Here is a 20,918-nt window from a genome sequence, read left to right as displayed (position 1 = left end):
TCAATAAAATCTAGATAGCCTATTTCTAAATTTTCAGGCCATTAATGTCAGGAATTGATCAGGTCGCATCGGGTTGCTAAATAGTTGTCCTTGCACCTCTGTACATTGCAGAAACTTCAGATACTCGAACTGCTCCTCTGTTTCGACACCTTTCGCAATTAGCGTTAATCCTAAGCGGTGAGCCATTCGAACAATGGCAGCTGCAAGCAGTTGATTTTCTTCGTCATCGACTAAATCCCTAATCAACGTACTGTCCAGTTTCACGCTGTCAAACGGCACGCCTTCCATTCCGCTTCGTGTAAATAGTCCCGTACACAAGTCATCCATGGCGATGCGCACGCCAAGCTCCTTCAGCATCATCAGCTTCTTACTTGCTTCTTGCACATTCGACGACGTAATGCTCTCTGTAAGGTCCAGCTCGACCTGCGCGGAATTAATCCCGGTTTCTTGCAAGATATCAGCAATTTCTCCTGCGAAATACTCACTTTTAAATTGTGAAGCCGTAATCGCAATCGTCATTCTAAGCGGCTCATGGCCTGCGTCCTGCCAGGCTCTCATCTGTCTGCAAGCTGTCCCAATTGCCCAATTGCCGATCGGCACCATAAGACCTAATTCCTCTGCTGCTTTCCGCCAATCCATAAGGGTTCGCAGCTGCTTGCTCCCTTTCTCCCAATGAAGGCTGACCTCCATCCCGATGAGCTTACGGCCAGTGATTTCATATTGCGGCTGATAGAGCAACTCAATTTGATCTTGCTCTAAAGCCAAACGAAGCTCGCTTTCCATATGAGCTTTACTCTTCACCATAGCATCGATATGTGACGCATAGAATTGAAACCGGTTATTCTCCTGGCCTTTGGCCTCATACATCGCCTCATCCGCACGCTGCAAAAGATGCTCGGGTTGTGTACCGTCCAGCGGATAAAGCGCAATTCCCATACTGGCGGTGATCATGACAGGCTTCCCATCCAGCATAAAAGGCTCCTCCAAAACCGATTGAATGCGTGTGGCTACTACTCTCACATCTTCAGGTCTCGTAAAAGATTCAAGCAGAATGATAAACTCATCGCCTCCCTGCCGATAGACCGTGTCAGAACCTCGCAAACAACCTATCAATCTCTCGGCAGCCAAACGAATGAGACGATCCCCGAAGGCGTGACCCATAGAGTCATTGACCTCCTTGAACCTGTCCATATCCAAAAAGACAACGGCCGCAAGCTGGTCATTGCGCTGAGCATGGAGAAGCACCCGCTTCAATCGGTCCTCGAACAATCGGCGGTTAGGCAATCCCGTTAATGTATCGTGGTAGGCTAGGTAGGCCAGCTCCTTACTCTTCTCTTCATGCTCGATGCCGATTAGTCTCAGTTGACGGATACAGATGGCAAAAAAGAAGCAGATTAGCGCTTGAAAAAGCATGAATAGTAGAAGCTTAGGGGTAAATTTGAAAGAAGCAGCGGCAAGTAGATTGGCTGTCAGCAGAAAGAAGCCCAGTAAGCCAAAATAGCGGAGCTCCTGCGCTTTGGTCCGTTGAATCCACTTTATAAAAAAGCTTCTCATTGGGGGGAACCTCCATTCCGGTAATGAAAAAAGGCTATTCCAAATCGGAATAGCCGTAGGCGCACCTGTATCGGTAAATTGCATCCTGTCGGCAGCCCAGCCGTCATCGTTGCGGAGGCAACCTTAGACCCGGAGCTTTGCGTCCTTACCTTTCGATAAGTTTGCCTTTAGCGATATTCAGGTTAAAAACGTTAAAAATCAGGACTAATTAACTATATCACAGTTGTTTCCTGTCTGGCTATTCATACTTAAATGAGCAAATTAAATAGTTTTGGATCCTTATTGATTTCGATGTAACCATAGTCCTTCCGGGACAACCGATCAATAAGTCCCTCATAATCGTCTTTATTTTTAAGCTCAATCCCCACTAGGGCCGGGGCATCGTCCCGGTTGTTTTTCTTTGTGTACTCAAACCGGGTAATATCGTCCGTCGGGCCCAGGACTTCTTCCAGAAATTCACGCAAGGAACCTGCGCGCTGCGGGAAATTGAGAATAAAATAGTGCTTCAAGCCCTCGTACACGAGTGATCTTTCTTTGATTTGCTGCATCCGGTCAATGTCATTATTGCCGCCGCTAATGATGCAAACTACGTTCTTGCCGCGGATTTGATCCCGATATGCATCAAGCGCCGCAACAGGCAGCGCACCAGCGGGCTCGATAACAATTGCATTGTTATTGTAAAGCTCCAGGATCGTCGTACACTCTTTGCCCGAAGGGATAATAACGATATCGTCCAGCTTTTCTTTGCAAATATCAAAGGTAAGCTCGCCCACCTGCTTCACTGCTGCACCGTCTACAAACTTCTCAATCGTAGACAGCGTTACGACTTTGCCCTGCTTCAGCGACTCCTGCATACTGGCGGCGCCTTCCGGCTCAACGCCAATAATTCGCGTGCGCGGAGAAACGCTGTCCACATAAGTCGCCACACCCGCTACTAAACCGCCGCCACCGATGGTCGCGAAGATATAGTCCGGCGTATCGGACATTTGATTCATAATTTCCAAGCCGACGGTGCCTTGTCCGGCAATCGTGCGGATATCGTCAAATGGATGAATGAACACTTTATTCTCTTTCGCGCAATACGCTTTGGCATGATTGGAGGAGTCATCGAACGAATCCCCAGTCAGAATCACTTCTACGAAAGCTCCGCCAAATAATTTCACCTGCGAGATTTTTTGTCTTGGCGTTGTCGTCGGCATGAAGATTTTGCCTTCAATCCCTAACTGTTTACAGGAATAAGCCACGCCCTGCGCATGATTGCCGGCACTGGCGCACACGACACCCGCTTCGCGTTCCTCCGGCGTCAAGCTTTGGATCACATTGTACGCTCCGCGAATTTTAAAAGACCGTACGACTTGCATATCTTCACGTTTCAAATAAACGTTACATTCATACAAGGTAGAGAGCAGCTCATTGCGTTGCAGAGGCGATGGTTCGATCACCTTGCTGAGCACATGATTGGCCCTAATAATATCTTCCAAACCTACTTTTCCGGAAACAACCATTATTCTCTTACTTCCTTTCTCACCAAATGCTTAATAAATTTTAAAGATTATTGTAGCATACTGGAGAGCGCCTGTAAGAAAATATTATTGGAACATTCTAAAATTGCTCTGATTCACTCCAAACTCAGGAGGGTATTAATGATCAAGATACCTTTAAAGGAGTGATTGCCATGTCGACTCAGCCACGTAATTATGAAATTGAAGAACGCCATGTGGAGAAAAAATCAGATTCCAGCCTAGTAGCTTCCACCTTCATTAAGTATGCGGCTTACATCGTTATCATCTTTGGTGTTCTATATTTCTTAGTTCATTATGTATTCCCAATGCTCTAGAGCATTGATAAGCACGTGAAGAAGGGGCTATCTCAAAAGGTCTGGAATGACCTGTAGATAGCCCTCTTTTCTATGATTACTATGCGGATCTCGCACCAGTGGGATCTACGATCCTGTAGTTCCTCTATAACCCCGAAATCAGCTCATTTCACACAAATAGCACCCCGTAGTTCCCATTCACACAGCGCGGGGCTGACTTCCTAGAAATAGTAACGTGGCGAATCTTGCAGCTCCGCACGTTTTTGCAGGAAGCGGTAGAAAGCGCTGGCTGCTTGTGCCTTCGACACTTCTTGCTTCGGTGCAAATTTATCACCGTCCAGAGACATAATGTTAAGCCCGACAACAATTGCCGCCACGCCTACTTGTTTAACCTCAGAGGCATCCGAGAACTGGCTGTTGAAGACGCCGTCGAATTTCGCCAAGCTTTTGTACCCCAGCGCTTTCACGATCAGTTGGGCCATCTCTTCGCGATCGAGTGTAGCCTCCGGGTTGAAATCAGCGCCTGCTTCCAGCAAACCACGGTCAACCGCATTTTCGACAAAGGCGAAATATGGCGATGTGTTGCTCACATCCGCAAACGATGCTTTGCGGTCCGCTCCGTAGTATATGCCGCCGTTCCCGCCATTCATGGCGATGACAAGCATTTTGACCAGCTCGCCCCGTTTAATCAGTTGATCCGGGTTTACCTTGCCGTCCTGCACATCGAGCGCTTGATAGTCCAGCATCAGTTGAAGCTCATTCTTAGCCCAGTGGTTATCGATATCGCTAACGGTTACCTTATCTAAAGATATGACTTCGCCCGTTTGGCTGTTTCTCCACTTTCCAGTTTGCGCATCCAGCAAGAAAGCCTCACGGTTGAACTTCGGAACGAGCGAGTAAACAAGCTTAGCTTCCACTTTCTCATTGGCGTCAGTCACTGCTGCAGTCGGAGGAATTTCTCCTGCGGCCACCATGACATTGTATTTCTCAATCGAAATAACGCCATTGTACCCGCCATCTTCGAGCACATAGTTTAATTTAATATCGAACTGGGAGAGCCACAGATCCTTAGCTGTATCCGGGGCTAAAACCTCCGGTTTCTTGTTGGGGTACGGCAAGTCGCTGAGTCCGAATTGATAGCTCATGATCTGACCGGTTACACGGTCGATGCTGATCATTACAGCCTCATTACCTGCTATAACCCCGTCAATGACGCGATTGAAGCGGATATCCCAATTCCGCATATGTTTCAACTGATCTTCCGGGTAATCCTTTGCGGATAGCTTGTTAAGCACCAATTGATCGGTGTACGCAGGGATCTGCTTTTTCACGAAATCAACGCTTTTGGCCACTGCATCCTCTAAGGAAATCTTACCTTCAATCTCCTTATTGGCGTCAGGCCCGTAAGGCACGTAGCTATTGAAATTCGTAATTTCTCCGGTTTTGCTGTTCACACCTGCCCAAGCGCCTCCGCCCATTTTGCCTGTAAGGTCTTTCTCGGAAGTGACGTTCCAGCTCAGGTTCCAATTGGAATTCGTTTCCCCGGTTTCAGGATTCGTCCCTTCATTGTAGGAAGCCTCCTGCAGCTTGTAGTCCGCTGAAAGGTTGAACAAGGCAGTTACCTTTTTCACAGCCTCTTCCTTGGTCAGATTCAGAGTCGCGGTTGGACGTTCGGCGAGCGGTTTGTCCGTTAACGGTTTGGATTCCTCCGTATGCGGGGCCGCCTTCCACAATTCTCCGGTCACCGCATTGAGCGAGAACGCGTCCATCATGTAAGAAATAATCGGCAATTTCTTTCCTTTGGTGCCGTATGGAATCTGGTAAAGCAACGATAAGTCAGCCTTGTCGTGGAACAATTGAGCGGCTTTCTCTTTGGTAATAGCCGTTACGTTCTGCTGGAACGTGACGTTATCCTGCCAGTTGAAATTATAACTAGTAACTTGACCGTCACCGTTAACGCTTACCGATATGCCATTCATAGCGAACGGAACACCGTCAACCGAGCGGTCGAATCGAATATTATATTGATAATTGCCATTCAGAGGTGTTCGGAACGCTTTCTCTTCCGAATCGTTGTAGATAACCTCCTTCTGCTTGTCTGGATTTACTTTAGCAATGAAGGCAGAAGCGACATCTTTAGCTGCTTGGAAATCTACCTTAGGAGGGTAACTCGGTTTACGATTGGGATCATTATCACTCATGTTATAGGCGGTGAGCGATCCGTCCAGGCCATTAATGGATATGTTCATATAGCCATAGTTCTGCTCTTTCACCTTTTTCACATAATTAATGTTCCACGTCGGGATATTTCGGCCGTTCATGCCATAGTAAGCGTTTAAGCTGATCGACTGAAAGGTGTAGCCTTCAGGCAGCGCTATGTACGCTTTAGCCCGTTCGAGCGCCTGTTCTTTTGTAATTTTGGCATCCAGCTGCTTAACGTCGCTGCCAGGAAAAGTGGGGAGTGAAATGGCCTTACTATCTGCACTCACCTCATTGGCCCAAACGGCCGGAGCAGCCGTGAGCAGCAAGCTCGAAGCAAGTACCAGCGTTCCTGCTTGTTTGACTATTTTCAAAGTCCTCTTCCTCCTTTTGGAATGTAAAAATTTCCATAGTACCTTCTTGACGCAGAAGTTGGAGAAAAAGTTGCTGTCGACCCCCATAAAAATAAAAAAATAAAAAACACATCTCCAAGCACCCGCCAAGGATGTTTGAAGATGTGCTTTTTATGTACCGTTCGGGGATTTGGTCGCTTTCGCGCTTTCTTGGCTTAGAGTGAACATGAGATCCTTCATTTCCCCTTGCGTTAAATCACGCCATTTGCCCACCTTCAGATTCCCCAGATGAATATGCATGATCCGTACACGCTGCAAGCGCACCACACGATATCCGAACGCTTCACACATGCGGCGAATTTGCCGGTTAAGTCCCTGCGTCAGGATAATTCGAAACACCCGATCGCCAACCGGATAAATTTCGCAAGGCTTCGTGACCGTGCCGAGAATACGAACGCCACTCGCCATTCCCTTCAAAAACATCGGTGTAATTGGCCGGTTCACCGTCACGATGTACTCTTTATCGTGGTTATTTTCAGCGCGTAAAATCTGGTTCACGATGTCACCATTATTCGTTAGAAGAATGAGCCCTTCCGAATCTTTATCAAGTCTGCCTATCGGGAAAATACGCTCCGAATGCCCCACAAAATCTACAATATTGCCTCTAATATGAGCTTCTGTCGTACTTGTAATTCCCACTGGCTTATTGAGCGCAATATAAACGTGATCCTTCTTCTCGCCAATCGGCTTACCATCGATCCGAACCTCATCGCCTGGATCGACTACGCTCCCAAGTCCGGCAACCACCCCGTTGATGGTAACACGTTTGGCTTCCACCCACTTGTCCGCTTCCCGCCTGGAGCAAACCCCTGTTTCACTAATAAATTTATTGATTCTCATGCTTGGGAAATCCCCTTCTATGCCGTGATCCTGATTTCTACTATCTCCTATTATGCTGGATTAGCAACTTCGGTTCAAGTCAGGTGTAAAATGGCAAAAGGAAATCGCCCCATTCCTGAGAACGGAGGCGATCTTGACACGACACGCTCTATTTCGTCGGCATAGCACGAGTAAGGCCCGACTGTCATTTCAACACCGATACTCTCGACGGTACCGAGAACATTTCCTAACCGTAAGCAAGGAGCGTATAATAGGGACCACATTGAACATTGATAAAATATGGAGGCTAGCATGCATTTTCTTATACTAGGAGCTACAGGAAGAGTAGGGTCTCGCGTTTTGGAGCAAGCTTTGGCAGATCACCATAGAGTAACAGCACTTGTACGCAGTCCTCAAAAAATAAACCATAGTTCAGAACAGCTTACCTTGCTGCAAGGTGACGCCTGTCATCACCAAGACATCCACCGTTCCCTTGGAGGCGTTGATACGGTAATCAGTTGCCTGGGCACCGATGGAGGTACGGTACTGACCGAAGCCACGCCCCTTCTCATCGCGGCTATGAAATCTCATGGGGTTAGCCGAATTGTCACCATCGGTACAGCCGGCATCCTGCAAAGCAAGGAACATACCGGACTGCTCCGCTACGAAACGCCGGACACCAGACGTTCCTCTACACGGGCCGCCGAGGAGCATCGCAAAGCATGGGAGCTGCTGCAAGCCTCTGGTTTGGCATGGACCATCGTCTGCCCAACCTACTTGCCGGATGGCGAGGCGCTTGGAACCTACCGCGTGGCACGGGATTTCCTGCCTGATGATGGCAAATCCATCTCGGTGGGCGACACGGCGGATTTTACCTACCGCGTCGCTTGCGCGGACGAGTACATCGGGCACCGCGTGGGGATAGCTTATTAGCATGGCGAGGTGCATCGCGGAGGTGCGCATAGAAAGAAAAAGGATGGATGCCTTTTGGGCTTCCATCCTTTTTTTACGCTTTAGTAGCGTCTCGCTCTTTCTTTGGATAAAGCTGCAATGTTGAGCCACGAAATCACGATGCCGACAATGCGGAACACATACCCTGCCACGGGAATAAAACTCAAAAAAGCCATAATGATGTTTATTACCGTCTTGGTCGTAGTGCCATTGTGAGTGAGAATCGCAAACACTAAATTCACAAACACGAGCGGGATTACCCACGCACAGGACCACAGGTAAACGAAGGGGATAAGCCCCAGCAAATACCCGACAGCAATCGCGATTTCCGATAGCAGCTGAAGCAGGTTTAGTAAACGGATTGTATCTGAACGCATACCGCCCCTCCATTTCGACAAGGAAATTATTTCTATATTGTATTGTAGCATAGGCTTATACGTTCTCGAAATGGTTTGAGCAGAAAAGGAGAGACGGGTTATCTATGTTGCACAAAATGCAACGATATGCCTAAAAAGTGCAACATAGGCAAGGCGGCAACGCTGCGCCCTGCCGGCGCTCCTACAAGCCGCTCCGCACCCCGTCCTCGTCAGCGGCGGCCGTCTCCGGATGTCCCTGCTGCAGCTGGTACATCTGATAATACCGCCCGAGGAGCCCCATCAGCTCCTCGTGACTGCCGCGCTCGACGATTTCGCCGTGGTCGAGCACAAGAATTTGGTCGGCGTTTTTGATCGTCGACAAACGATGGGCAATGATGAAGGTGGTACGCCCCTTCGACAGCACTTCGAGAGCCGCCTGAATGACGGCCTCGGTCTCGGTGTCGATGGAGGCCGTCGCCTCATCGAGGATCAAGATCGCCGGGTCGAACGCCAGCGCCCGGGCAAAAGATATCAGCTGCCGCTGCCCAGCCGACAGCGTGCTGCCCTTCTCGATCACGGGCTCGTCGATGCCGTGCGGCAGGCTCTGAAACATTTCCGCTGCGCCGACCTCGCGCAGCGCCGCTTCGACCCGTTCCCGGGTGATGGACGGATCGTCCAAGGAGACATTGGACGCAATCGTCCCTGTGAACAGGAACGGATCTTGCAATACGATGCCCATATGCTGCCGGAGCAGCTGTTTGGGCATCTCGCGAACATCGCGGCCATCGACCGTGATGCGGCCCTCGTTCACATCGTAGAAGCGGAAAAGCAAATTCAAGATGGAGCTTTTGCCCGAACCGGTATGCCCCACAAGCGCAACCGTCTGCCCCTGTTTAGCCTCGAAAGTGATATCCTTCAGCACCTCTTCGCCTTCTTTGTAAGCAAAACGAACATGCTCAAACTTCACATTGCCCAGATAGCGCTCAGCTTCTCCATTCGCCACGTTAAGACCTTGCTCATCCAACAGCTCGAACACACGATCAGCCGATACAATAGCCCGTTCCAAGTTCGGAAGCTGGTTCACAATCCCCACCATCGGGTGGAACATACGGTTTAAGTAATCTACGAATGCGTATAGAACACCAACCGTGATTAACGAGTGCAGGGAGCTGCCGCCGACGTACCAGATGAGCCCGAAGAAGAACAAGTTCCTTACAACGTTCATCAGGTTATGAGAAGTCAGCGAGTTCAGGCTGAGCAATTTATTTTGGTATCTCGTATATTCATCATTCAACTGCTCGAATTCTTGTGTCGTTTCTTTTTGCCTGCGAAAAGCCTGAATGATCGTCATCCCTTGAATCGCCTCATTAATCATCCCGTTGATGGAGCCGATCCGTTCACGAATCTCATGATTATAGTGAGAGGCATACTTGCGGTAAACAATGATCCATACATAGAGCAAAGGAAGAACAGGCAGCGTGAATAAAGCTAAACGATAATCCAAAATAAACAACGCTACAATAATACCGACGATATAAATCGCACCTGTAAAAAAGTTCGCTAACACCTGAACGTACAGGTCTTTGACAGACTCCGTATCGTTCGTAATCCGTGAAACAATTTTCCCCGCCGGCTGATTGTCAAAATAATTGATCGGCAGCCGTTGAATCTGTGCAAACACATCGCTCCGCATCCGCTGAATGATCCGATTCGCCGCAGACTGCAGCAGATAGCGCTGACCATAGGTAAAAGCTGCGCCAATAAGAATTAATACAAAGTAAAGACCCGCCAACTTCATTAAACTGATAAATTCAGGCTCATAGAACGTGTAGAGCTCCTGAATGCCGAGCTTCTTAGCCGCATACTCCGCCTGTTCCGTTCCCTGCGTAATCGTAAGCTTCCCATCCTCCGACAGCTTGCGTACGCCATCAAAGACGAGAGGCTGATCCACCCATACAAACTGGGTGCCTACCTGCAGAATCCGAGCCTCCTGCCCCTTCGGCTCTCCCGCTGCAAAATGATCGACCCGCTTATAAAAGGCCCCGTTCCACGGGACAGCCTTTTCGGTTTGTGTGGCTGATACCGTCTCATACCATGGTTTCTCAATCCCAAGGATATGCGTGTCGATCATCTTCTTGGCAATGAAAGGGCCAGCCAGCTCCGTGGCAACAGCGACGGATAAGCACAGAAGTGCGATCAGCAGAGGCTTTTTGAAAATTGCTGCATATTGAAATAACCGCTTGCCTGTTTGTTTCATTAGAATTCTCACCTTCTTTTCACTAGATGTCTTCCTACACTATTTCTTCCGTTCAGCTAACCTGCTGCTCCTCTAGTTGCTGACGGTCATACTGCTCTTTATACCAGCCGCCGAGTGCCAGCAGCTCCTCATGCGTGCCTTCCTCGACGATATACCCCTCATCCAGCACGAGAATCCAATCTGCATGTTGTACCGCAGATAGGCGGTGCGTCGTGATGAGTGTTGTTTTGCCTGCGCGCTCTGAGCGAATGCCGCGGATGATCTCCGCCTCTGTCTTGGCGTCCACTGCAGAAAGCGCGTCATCCAACATCAGGATTTCCGGATCAATATAAAGCGCCCGCGCAATCGATACGCGTTGTTTCTGGCCGCCGGATAAGGCTACGCCTCTCTCACCGACCAAAGTTTCCAGTCCTTCCGGCAAGAACTCCACGTCCTTGCGGAAAGCCGCAAGCTCCAGCGCTTGGATGAGCTGCTCCTCCGTCCCTTGGCTGCGGCCGAACATAATGTTCTCCTTCACCGTTTTGGAGAAAAGAATCGGCTCCTGCGGAACATACCCAATCCATCCATGCACAGTATCGATCGTCAGCTGATCAATCAGCGTATCCGAGATAGCGATCGTGCCTTTCCCTAGCGGATATTCGCGCAGCAGCTGTTTGAGCAGTGTTGTTTTGCCGCTTCCTGTACGGCCTACAATGCCAAGCGTCTGCCCGCGCTTCAGGTCGAAGGAAATATTGACAAGATTATCAATCGAAGATGACGGGTAGCGGAAGGTAACGCTTTTGAAGCTAATCGAATTGGGCAGCAGCAAGGTCGTTGCATTCGGTGAGTCTTTGACATCAGGCTTATAGCCAAGCGTCTCATTCACCCTGTCCAGAGAGGCATTGCCGCGCTGCATGATGTTCATGAGCTCCCCGATCGCGAACATCGGCCAAATCAGCATGCCAAGGAACGTATTGAAGGACACGAGCTCTCCGAGCGTTAATTCACTATGGAACACCATGTACCCGCCGTAGCAGAGTCCGATTAAATAGGAAATGCCGACAAGGATTTTGACCGTTGGTTCAAAAAGTGCATCGATAAAAGCTACCGCTATATTTTTGCGGAAAACATCGTCTGTCATCGTTTTAAAGCTTTGTTCACTGGCTTTTTCCTGTACAAAAGCACGTATGACCCGCACCCCGGCTATTGTTTCAAGCACCCGATCGTTCATTTGTCCGAAAGCGTCCTGAGCCCGGATGAACCTCTCGTGGATGCGTCCCCCATAGATCGTGATCGCAGCAGCCATCAATGGCAGCGGGAGGATCGAGGCAAGCGTCAGCTTCCAGCTGATGAAGAAGCCCATCATACTGAGAATGGTCAACATGAACAATGTGGAATCTACGAAGGTTAAAATCCCAAAACCCGCTGTTGTCGACACCGCCTGCAGATCATTCGTAGCCCTGGCCATGAGATCGCCCGTGCGATTGCGCTCATAAAAGGATGGCGTCATACGCAGCAATTGCCTCATTAATCGGGAACGAAGCACGCGTTCCAGGACAAAAGCGCCCCCAAACAGTTGGTACAGCCAGACATAGGATAATCCATAGCCGGTTACAATTAACGTCCCCCAGAAGGCGAGCAGCTGGAACAGCTTACTGCCTGTTAAAGTCCCCATGTGTATCCCATCAATGGCATAGCCAATCAGCTTCGGGGGAATCACGTCAATGATTCCGACAATAATGAGAAGTCCAATTGCGATCGTATATCGTTTCCAGTTCGTTCGGAAAAACCAAGCTAATTTTTTCAATACGCTAAACATGAATGTCATCACTCCTTTACTTTACTTATCCACGCAAAAAGGCACACCGCACGCAGCGATATGCCCTTTCTAAAACAGAAAAGCGCTCGTTACGAACTTCTTCGTAACCCGCGCTTCTTCATCAGCTTATGTGAGGAGGTTGCGGCAGCCGAACAAACACCATTAAGGCGCTTCTATTTCGGCTAACAGGCGGGTTACTAAGTATGAAATTAGTTGGTTGATATCTTCGTGCTCAAAATGCGCAATTGGATCTAGAACCATCTTAATCATCTTGAAACCCTCCTTCTCGATCGCAAACCAGCTTGCGTCTCTATTTTTTCCAAAAGTTGTATAACTACGCTTACAGAGGTGATCTTAACACCCTTTTCAAGCCACTGTCAATCGGAGAAAAAGACTATAAAAGAACTATCTTACCTCGACATTTCGGATGAAATTACTTGCCATTTAACACGTTTTCAATCGTCACACATGTTTCAAAATCTTCCGGCATATTCATAGCATATGGGTTCATATCGCGCAGGGGAGTGGATGGGCATGGTCGATAAAGTGTTTGCTTTGTTAGGATGGATTGGCGCATTCGGGGTCGTAATCGGAGGCGTAATTGCACTCATTGCCCGGTTTATTAAACGCGATTCTACACAGTATGATATGGTTTTCTTGTGGGATAACCGTTTCTCGCTGGAGGAGTTGGAATTGGACGAGCCTGCTTAACCATAAAGTGTTTGAGCAAAAAGGGGCTATCTCAATAGGTCTGAATAGACCTGTTGGATAACCCCTTTGATTCACGAGCGGGAACTACGATTCCTTATTTCCAGCAACTGCAGCCTTTCGGCACATGAAGAGGAACTATGGTCCTTTATTTAGCTGCGTTTCGGCCAAAAGTATCCATCCGCGGACAAATAAAGCCCTGTAGTTCCGCCAACGCCCGAAAGCAGTCGCTTTGATCCAAATAGCGGACTCCAGTTCCTAGGCGAACGGTTAGAGCGCTCAAACCTTACTTACCTGAAGGTGCTGCCGATGCCGCCGGTGACACCGCAGCCTCCTTAGCTCCTTGTGCGCCGACTCCCTGTCCGTTGGGTACACCTTGTGTGCCTTGTGCTCCCGCGCCCTGTGCGCCTTGCGCCCCCGCACCCTGTCCGCCAGGTGCGCCTTGTCCACCGGGCTGTCCACCAGGTGTCCCGCCACCAGGCGCCATGGCTGGTGCGTTCATGGGTCTATGTACCATTTGGCCGCCAAGATGACCTGTGTAACTGACAAGAATCACCGCCGCTAGCGAACCGATCAAATAAATTGGATGGCGGCCTGCCTCTTTCTTTTTCCAAATGAGTAAACCAATACGAATAATCGCGAGAATAATCGCCGCAAGCATCGTTAATTTCGCATAAAATTCATGAGGGACAACCAGTGGATTCCGCCATGGAGACGGGCCCGTCATGACAGCGGCAACCGCGCCAAGCGCCCCTACAACAAGGCAAAGCATACCGGCGGAATGCCACTCCCTTTTTTTCATGATCATTGCAATGACATCAAAGACAAAACTAAAAATAAGAAGTGCGATAGGGACATGCGTCACTATGAAGTGCAGATTTTTCAAGATATAATCCATCAATCTCTCTCCTCACTCATCTATTTTCTATACACTACAAAGTGTAGTGTGAAAAATTTGGAAAGTCAAGCTATGCCAAACAGGGCTCTAAATGAGCCCCATCAGCAAAATGAAGGTGAACAATGAAATCGCCATACGAAGCAGCGGCCAAGGAAGAGACAAGTTCAATTGCGGATCGAGAATATGTTTAATGCGAACATTTATGGATGTTTCAGCGAATGAAGCGTGAGATAAGGATAGATGTGGTGTTGGCGCTTGTTGTTTAAGAAGTTTGAGGAGAGCACTGCCTAAATCTGCAGGCTGATTCATTTGACCAATGGCATACTTATCTGCCCTAAGCTCAATCATGATGGGGTATTTGTCAGCAATCCAGGTGAATATCGGGATATACCTAAGTGCCTTCGAGATAACGGAAAGCAGGAAGATGGCGAGAGGATCGCGGTGCTTCATGTGGCATTTTTCATGTTCGATCACAGCCTGAAGTTCACTCGGTTCCAGCATATCCAACAATCCGGTCGAAAGAATAATTTGCGGCTTCCAGAAACCTATCGTCATCGCCGTTGGTATTTTAGAAGTAATAATTCGCAGTTGATGCTCGTCTAGCTGATAAATGCCGCGGTACTGTAAGGTGATATTGACATCGTGGTGCTTTTTCACAAGATTCTTCGCTTTCGTTGCCTGAATAGCCTGCAGAACCGTCAACCAAATCACGGCGCTGAGTGTATAAAGGATCACGATATTCACCAAAGTAAGTGCAACAGGCGCAGGTACATGAAGATTTTGAAATAAGATGACGCACAAATCAAAGATGTTGTAGCGAACTTTCGATTTGAAGAGAAACTGGGCAACAAACAGCAGCATTTGTCCCAAAACAGCCCCCGACAAGGCTAAAGAAGCAGCATACAGCCATTTCAATCGCTTTTCCATCATCGTTATCGATCCTTTTTCATTTCTTTGATTTTTTGCTCTAATTGGTCGAGCAGACCGGGATCTACCTTATCCAGCGCATCCACCATATGGGTCACCGCCAAGGAACCGAACTCTTCAATCAGATCAAGCGTTAGCTCTTTGGACTGGGCTTCCATGAACTCTTCTCTGGTAACGACAGGCTTGTACTGTGAGGAACGGGCAACCGTTTTTTTCTGCAAAATGCCTTTGTCCACCAAGCGGTTCATCACAGTCATGACCGTGTTGAAATTATTCGCTTTGTTGTCATTGTCGAGCTTCTGTTGGACGTCCTTAATCGTCATTTCCTGAGCTTTATCCCACAAAATCTCCATAATTCTGGCTTCCAAGGGACCGAAAAAACGGTTAAGTCCGCTTCCTTCGTATTTAAAGTTTTGCATTTTCATGATAGGCACACTCCTTACACTACAAATTGTAGTAGGAGTCATGCGGAGAAGTCAAGATATGTTGTTGGAGGAACTGAATCTACTTTACATTGGGCTAAAAAAGATCTATAATACTTACATATAGTAAGTAATTAAATATTTTAAAGCGAAGGAGCGATTCTTATGCATATACAAGTATTTTCAGCTGATCAACAGGGCGTTGGAGCGTTTGACGGCGGTAAATTTATGGAGCAGCGCGCAATCAGCTTTCCAGGCGAAAAAACGGCTGTCGATCGTGTAGGTTCCTTATTCTACTGGGCATGGGGTCATGCAACCGATGTTGCCGAGATCGGCATGCATCCGCATAAAGCGTTCGAAATCGTCACTTATGTGATTAAAGGTCTCGTGGAACACCGCGATTCTCTTGGCTCTCTAGAGACCGTGACGGACGGCGGCGCTCAAGTCATTCAAGCCGGATCCGGCGTCTCTCACGCGGAAGCGTTCCGGACCGTCGGAACCGAAGGCATGCAAATCTGGTTCGAGCCTCATCTCAGTGAAACGGCGAAGAAGCCTGCCACCTACAATCAGTATGAGCATGATCAATTCCCAGTCAACCAACAAGACGGCGTAACAGTGAAAAACGTCATTGGCGGCGGCGCTCCGATTCAGTTGGATACCGACGTGAACATGTACGACTGGAGCCTCGAGCCTGGCACGACCTTCACTTACTCTCTTGATCCAAAGCGGCAGCTGGCCTTCCTGGTTATTAGGGGGCAAGGGTTCAGCGAAGCCGCGGCTGGCAAATCGCTTCAAGCATTGTCACATAAAGATTTTGTCGTTGTCCAAACGGATAGCCAAGCAGCCGAAGCTCTTCAGCTGAAAGCAGATAGCGAGCAAAGTCTTCGCATCATCGCGATTGAAGTGCCGGTAGACCCAGGGTATGCGCTATACCGCAAATAATGCTGGGCTGCTTAGGCAAACTAAGGCTACTTCCTGGACATTATCAGAGGTGCAACGGATAGGTTTGCCATTTGCCGCAACTTGAGTGTGGATCTGTGAAACAAATACAAGGGGCTATCTGAACAGATCAGGAATGATCTGATGGATAGCCTCTTTTGGCTATCGGTTTGGGACGGTGCGGATATCTGGCTTAGTAGCGTGGGGCATGTGGTTGTGCGACTGTGTCTTCGGGCGTATACGGTTTTGCGACTTTGGGGGCTATGCGCTTGTGTGTCTACGGGGGTATACGGGCGTGCGTATCATTTTCCCGCGAAATACTGGCTTTCAGAACAATAAGGCCCTGTAGTTCCGTCTTACACCTCAAAGTGGCTCATTTAGCTCAAATAGCGCCCTGTAGTTCCCTCAAAAGCAAACAAACATCTTACCGCCCTACGTCCGCGCACACTCTGCGAAAAAACCAAAGGGCTACCCCTAGTAGTTAAACTACTTCCGGGATAGCCCTATTGACTTTATTCCAGCGATTGAAGCCTAGCTTCATCCTCGGCGAGCGATTCAATCGCTTGCTGCACTGCAGGCGCATCAGATTGGTCTGTTGCCTGCTCCAGCGAATTTTCCGCTTTGCCGATGGCATTCCGGGCCTCTTGCAGCGTTTGAGGCGTTGGGTGCGACATGGCATGATTAACGGCTTGGTGGACATTATCGACTGAATTTTGCGCAGATGATATCGGGTTCTGTGACTGTAAGCTTGAATCTTGCTTTGTCATCGTGAATGGGAACCTCCTCAGAATTGAAATCGTTACAAGGGCTATATTGAGGCAATTGGTCACATTTTATACCCTGTATTTCATTTCAACCCATTTCAACCCGATTCGAAGCACACCCCCTTTTGAAAATCATAAATAAGCCATAAGCCAGACTTGCCCCAAGCACATTCAAAATCACGTCATCCACATCCAAGCTCCCTACTCTGAGCAGCATTTGCATCACTTCCAAACCGACAAGCGTGCAACCAAAAAGCAGAAGAAACGCACGGTACCTTCTCGCCATCCCAAATAAGAAAGGCAGCAGAATCCCGAATGGCATGAAGACCACAATATTGCCAAATAAATTAATCGCCCACGTCCGCATTGGAAACGAACCGGCATGCCGGATATACATCCCAATGGTCCTGAAGGGAACTATATTGTAATTGTAGTCGAAATGACCAAGGGCCCGCAGATTCTGCCGCCCAAACCCCAAAAACATCCAGTACAGCAAACAGCTCGTATAGCCTATAAAAAGCAGCCACATAAGCGGCCGGATATACTTTATCCCCATGCTGATCGTCCCCCTCTAGTCAGCCAACATAAGACATAAGAACCCTCCCTTCAGTCTCAAACTGATGAGAGGGTTCATAAGGAGCGCTAAGTGCTATTTTTTCGCAGCATCCAAAAATTTAAGGGAAGCAAAAGCTTTATTCAACCGCGCCTCATTGGCTTCCGTACGAACCGCTTCGTCCATGCGCAGCGTTACGGTATAGGAAATCTGGTTTTGATTGAAAATGTAGGTTGTTTCTTTATATGGAACTTTGGCGCTTGCATAGTTAACTTCATATTTTTTTGCCTTCACGCCACCAAATAAAGTGGTTTCCTCATTGGTAAAGACATATTCACTATCGTTATCATGACTCTTCTTCTGAGCGGCGTCTTCCTCTTTCACCGCATCTTCATAGGATTGTTTAGTGTCTGCCCCGATCGTCAAGTAACCGCCTGTGAAGAGGAAGGATTTGCTCACCTGATCTTTGTTGTCATATGACTTGCTGCTTGTCCACATCTCCGGAATTTGCAGCGAGTATTTATATTTCTCGTTCTTATAGGTAATGGTACGATCCGGATCCATCAACTCGTCTAGATCTTGAATGAAACCAAGCTCCTGATCCATGCTTTCTTTATCCACTTCAATCGTGGAGGTCAGGGTATGCAGCAGATCGTTAACCTCAGCCCCCTCCTCATCTTGCGGATAGCTGACTTCGAGCTGGTACTTATATTTATCTTTGATGAAAAAGAGGGAATACCCCGCGGTCCACTTGTTGCCCAACGTTTCAGCATAAGCTGTCTTCAAAGCCGGAACGCCAGCCAAAGTAAGCTCTTCAGGTTTCTCAATCTTGCGGTATTTCGGTACATACTGAGCTTCAAACTGCTTGCGCTCACGCTCAGACCAAGCGGCTAACGTATCGCCGGAAGAAGCGGAAGTGACGCGTACCTGAACCATTTGGGAATAATCATCGTTAAAGAAGGATGAATTCCCGGTGTAGCTGCTTTTCTGCCAGCTGGAAGGCAGTGCGAAGGATAGACCGTACTCATTCGTGTAGGTCGTGTTGCCGCTAGAATATACGGAGATATCCTTAAGCGATTCATCCTGCGCATTAAAGGAAAGCTTGAAAGAATCCAGCAAATCGTTATAACTATTTTGTTTAAAATCATTGTTGTAGTGGTCTTTCGTCACAAATAATTGAAGCTTATATAAGCGCCCCTCGTGAAGGAAGCCGCGGGTCTGGATATAGCCTTGGTCCCCGGAGCGACCGACTATTTTGGCAAAAGGACCGCCCTCGCGCTTCACATATTGACGCTCCAGAATGGTCGAAGGCGCTTCATCGCCATAGCCATAGTCATCCTCTTCAGCGCCTGTCAATTTGTTCAAAAGCGCAGACGGGGATAGCTCATCGCTCTCACTGTCTACCTGAATGGACAGCGAAAATTCCCCTTTGGCGTCCACGAAGTTGATGGAGTTCCCATCCTCGGACTGTCGCCCTTTTACTAAACCGGCCGGGTATTTCATCGACCAGCCGAAGTGGCTGTCGCCGATCTTTGTTTTGCCGCGGTCTGCATCCAAATCAGATCCTTCGGCGTCTTCTTTCCATTTCGTTTCGGGATGGAGCACTTCCCCCAGCGTGACTGACTTCGTTACGGTCGAACTCCCCGACTGGATGGTGATATCCACTTTATCATCCGGCAAATACTTCTTAATCGCTTCATTGTAGTCGACCAGTGTCTTCACCTTGCTCGCACCGATAGAGACGACCAGATTATCCTGCTCGATGCCGGCTGCGGCCGCCGGTGAATCCGGATCAACGTAGGCAACCCGAAGGCCAGTCGAGCTAGGCAAGCCAACGACAGCTTCCCAGCTTTCCTCCAGCTCCAGCCCCAAATAAGGGCGTTTCACTTTGCCATACTGCTTAAAATGCTGAAGTACATATTTGACGGTGTCCACCGGGATGGCAAACCCGAGATTTTCGACGCCGAATTCGGCATATTTCATCGTATTGATACCGATAACCTCGCCATTCATGTTAATCAATGCGCCTCCGCTGTTGCCGGGATTAATGGCCGCATCTGTTTGAATAAGCTGATACTGCGAGCTCACCGAGCGGTCAAGCCCGCTGACAATCCCCACCGTGACGGAATTGCGCAGGGCAAAAGAAATCGGCGTGCCGATAGCCGCTACGGTTTCCCCCACCTTAATGTCGGAGGATGAAGCGAACGTCGCAGGCGATAAGCCTGATGCTTCGATTTTGACTAAAGCCAGGTCGCTTTCCTCGTCGATATTCGTTGCGTGCCCGTTGTAGGTAGTCCCGTCCGACGTAACAACGACGATATTCTTCATATCTTTGACGACATGCGCATTCGTCACGATAACCCCGCCCGCTTCAACAATCACGCCCGTACCGTGCGCAAGATTAAAACGGTTCTTCTCTAGGGTTTTATTTGAATCGTAGGTAGGCTTGCCGATAATCGCAACGACCGACGGCGAAGTCTTCTCAATAATCTTCGGGACCTCTGCATTTATTTCGGCTGCAAAGGATCGCGACGGCCCCTGAACAGAGACAAGCAAGAAGGCTGCGAGCAGCGCCGTGACCCCTTTTTTAGTAAATGTATTCCAATTCCCCATGATGGTTTTCCTCTCCTAACAAAATATGACAGTAGCTAGAATCTAGCATATTTGTGATAGAGAGACAATACAAATTTTCCCACAAAAAGGGGCTTTTATCGACATTCCAGGATGCGCTGCGGATGGGTGTAGACCGTTAATTGGTCTCTTCGAATGAAGCCAACGACCGTAATTCCTAGATCACAAGCGAGTTGAAGGGCCAAATCAGTAGGGGCAGATTTCGACAGCAACACGCCGACTCCAATCTTGGCAGCCTTGAGAGTGACCTCAGAAGAGACTCTTCCGCTAAAAGCAATCACTTTATCCCGGACGGGAATTCGCTGCCTCAGCAAGTGGCCGAATATTTTATCCAAGGCATTATGGCGCCCGATATCCGATCTGCTCAAGAGAAGCTCATCCGCCGTACAAAGGGCTGCATTGTGCAAGCCGCCTGTCGCCCGAAAATCTGACGATTGCTCCTGCAGACGGTTCATGAGATGAAAGCACTGCTCTACGGATAGTTGAAGATTTGTGCGAACGGTTTTAGCGGTGCGGGCGTCATTGTGAAAATAAAACTGGCGGCTTTTGCCGCAGCAGGAGCCGATGAACCGTTTGGACACCATTGTCCTGCTTAGCTGGTGTAGGTGACGCAACTTCACATGCGCGAAGCCTCGCTGCTCTTCCAACGTCAGCGACTCGATCTGATCGACGAATCGAATCAAGCCCTCGGAAGCAAGAAATCCAGTAACCAGATCAACCGTATCGGTTGGCGTGTACACCAACGTTGCGAACTCCTCCCCATCCACCTTAATCGTCAGCGGTGCTTCTGTAGCGATCGTGTCCTCCTGGGGGAGAACCTCCGTCCCGTTATAACGGTATATCGACCACGTTGTCGTTGATGAAAGCGCGGGACCGCCAAGGTCCTTATCCTGTTCCTGTTCATTCTCCATCG

At 48.7% G+C, this 20,918-nt stretch carries 18 protein-coding genes and 1 riboswitch; of the genes, 4 read left to right on the top strand and 14 right to left on the bottom strand.

The features are described 5' to 3' along the window. Positions 1-33 precede the first annotated feature (33 nt). Complete coding sequence (locus J2Z65_RS15740; protein WP_167054593.1) at positions 34-1,554, bottom strand: putative bifunctional diguanylate cyclase/phosphodiesterase; 1,521 nt, start codon at positions 1,552-1,554, stop codon at positions 34-36. An 87-nt stretch (positions 1,555-1,641) separates the two neighbouring features. Beyond that, positions 1,642-1,730: riboswitch (cyclic di-GMP riboswitch) on the bottom strand. A 72-nt stretch (positions 1,731-1,802) separates the two neighbouring features. Next, entirely contained in the window at positions 1,803-3,059 is a 1,257-nt protein-coding gene (gene ilvA / locus J2Z65_RS15735) for a threonine ammonia-lyase IlvA (RefSeq protein ID WP_167054595.1), read from the bottom strand. Between the two features lie 170 nt (positions 3,060-3,229). On the opposite strand from ilvA, the gene J2Z65_RS15730 reads away from it, so the two are divergent. Then, positions 3,230-3,391 (top strand): hypothetical protein, encoded by a 162-nt coding sequence (locus tag J2Z65_RS15730; RefSeq protein WP_167054597.1) that lies wholly within the window; start codon positions 3,230-3,232, stop codon positions 3,389-3,391. A gap of 200 nt (positions 3,392-3,591) precedes the next feature. Here J2Z65_RS15730 and J2Z65_RS15725 read toward each other — a convergent pair whose 3' ends face one another. Beyond that, on the bottom strand, positions 3,592-5,943 hold the full coding sequence (locus J2Z65_RS15725; protein WP_167054599.1) for a YcdB/YcdC domain-containing protein: 2,352 nt from the start codon (positions 5,941-5,943) through the stop codon (positions 3,592-3,594). 150 nt (positions 5,944-6,093) lie between these two features. Then, a complete protein-coding gene (rluF, locus tag J2Z65_RS15720) occupies positions 6,094-6,822 on the bottom strand; it encodes a 23S rRNA pseudouridine(2604) synthase RluF (protein WP_167054601.1) in 729 nt (242 codons plus the stop codon). A 291-nt stretch (positions 6,823-7,113) separates the two neighbouring features. On the opposite strand from rluF, the gene J2Z65_RS15715 reads away from it, so the two are divergent. Beyond that, positions 7,114-7,734, top strand: coding sequence for an NAD(P)-dependent oxidoreductase (locus J2Z65_RS15715; RefSeq protein ID WP_167054603.1), 621 nt, complete (start codon positions 7,114-7,116; stop codon positions 7,732-7,734). Positions 7,735-7,814: 80 nt separating this feature from the next. Here J2Z65_RS15715 and J2Z65_RS15710 read toward each other — a convergent pair whose 3' ends face one another. From J2Z65_RS15710 to J2Z65_RS15700, 3 genes are all read right to left on the bottom strand, one after another. Further along, positions 7,815-8,129 (bottom strand): hypothetical protein, encoded by a 315-nt coding sequence (locus tag J2Z65_RS15710; protein ID WP_167054605.1) that lies wholly within the window; start codon positions 8,127-8,129, stop codon positions 7,815-7,817. Between the two features lie 181 nt (positions 8,130-8,310). Continuing rightward, positions 8,311-10,365, bottom strand: coding sequence for an ABC transporter ATP-binding protein (locus J2Z65_RS15705; RefSeq protein ID WP_167054607.1), 2,055 nt, complete (start codon positions 10,363-10,365; stop codon positions 8,311-8,313). Positions 10,366-10,417: 52 nt separating this feature from the next. Then, entirely contained in the window at positions 10,418-12,163 is a 1,746-nt protein-coding gene (locus J2Z65_RS15700) for an ABC transporter ATP-binding protein (RefSeq protein WP_167054609.1), read from the bottom strand. Positions 12,164-12,697: 534 nt separating this feature from the next. On the opposite strand from J2Z65_RS15700, the gene J2Z65_RS15695 reads away from it, so the two are divergent. After that, positions 12,698-12,874 (top strand): hypothetical protein, encoded by a 177-nt coding sequence (locus J2Z65_RS15695; protein ID WP_167054611.1) that lies wholly within the window; start codon positions 12,698-12,700, stop codon positions 12,872-12,874. A gap of 283 nt (positions 12,875-13,157) precedes the next feature. Here J2Z65_RS15695 and J2Z65_RS15690 read toward each other — a convergent pair whose 3' ends face one another. The 3 genes from J2Z65_RS15690 to J2Z65_RS15680 all read right to left on the bottom strand — a co-directional run bounded on the left by J2Z65_RS15690 (position 13,158) and on the right by J2Z65_RS15680 (position 15,121). Beyond that, complete coding sequence (locus tag J2Z65_RS15690; RefSeq protein WP_167054478.1) at positions 13,158-13,769, bottom strand: DUF2231 domain-containing protein; 612 nt, start codon at positions 13,767-13,769, stop codon at positions 13,158-13,160. Between the two features lie 87 nt (positions 13,770-13,856). Beyond that, on the bottom strand, positions 13,857-14,699 hold the full coding sequence (locus J2Z65_RS15685; RefSeq protein ID WP_167054613.1) for a M56 family metallopeptidase: 843 nt from the start codon (positions 14,697-14,699) through the stop codon (positions 13,857-13,859). A gap of 2 nt (positions 14,700-14,701) precedes the next feature. Further along, on the bottom strand, positions 14,702-15,121 hold the full coding sequence (locus J2Z65_RS15680) for a BlaI/MecI/CopY family transcriptional regulator (protein WP_167054615.1): 420 nt from the start codon (positions 15,119-15,121) through the stop codon (positions 14,702-14,704). A gap of 162 nt (positions 15,122-15,283) precedes the next feature. Here J2Z65_RS15680 and J2Z65_RS15675 point away from each other — a divergent pair, with 162 nt between their 5' ends. Further along, on the top strand, positions 15,284-16,060 hold the full coding sequence (locus J2Z65_RS15675; RefSeq protein ID WP_167054616.1) for a pirin family protein: 777 nt from the start codon (positions 15,284-15,286) through the stop codon (positions 16,058-16,060). A 509-nt stretch (positions 16,061-16,569) separates the two neighbouring features. Here J2Z65_RS15675 and J2Z65_RS15670 read toward each other — a convergent pair. The 4 genes from J2Z65_RS15670 to fdhD form a co-directional block, all read right to left on the bottom strand. Next, entirely contained in the window at positions 16,570-16,824 is a 255-nt protein-coding gene (locus tag J2Z65_RS15670) for a hypothetical protein (protein WP_167054618.1), read from the bottom strand. Between the two features lie 85 nt (positions 16,825-16,909). Further along, positions 16,910-17,377 (bottom strand): VanZ family protein, encoded by a 468-nt coding sequence (locus J2Z65_RS15665; protein ID WP_167054620.1) that lies wholly within the window; start codon positions 17,375-17,377, stop codon positions 16,910-16,912. Positions 17,378-17,470: 93 nt separating this feature from the next. Further along, on the bottom strand, positions 17,471-19,987 hold the full coding sequence (locus J2Z65_RS15660; protein WP_167054622.1) for a S1C family serine protease: 2,517 nt from the start codon (positions 19,985-19,987) through the stop codon (positions 17,471-17,473). 95 nt (positions 19,988-20,082) lie between these two features. Continuing rightward, positions 20,083-20,916 (bottom strand): formate dehydrogenase accessory sulfurtransferase FdhD, encoded by an 834-nt coding sequence (gene fdhD / locus J2Z65_RS15655; protein WP_167054624.1) that lies wholly within the window; start codon positions 20,914-20,916, stop codon positions 20,083-20,085. Positions 20,917-20,918: the final 2 nt, after the last annotated feature.

This window comes from Paenibacillus aceris, assembly GCF_017874035.1.
In the GTDB taxonomy this organism is placed as follows: domain Bacteria; phylum Bacillota; class Bacilli; order Paenibacillales; family NBRC-103111; genus Paenibacillus_E; species Paenibacillus_E aceris.
The sequence above is the reverse complement of the archived record's forward strand: the minus strand, read 5'-3'. Positions and strand labels throughout refer to the sequence as shown.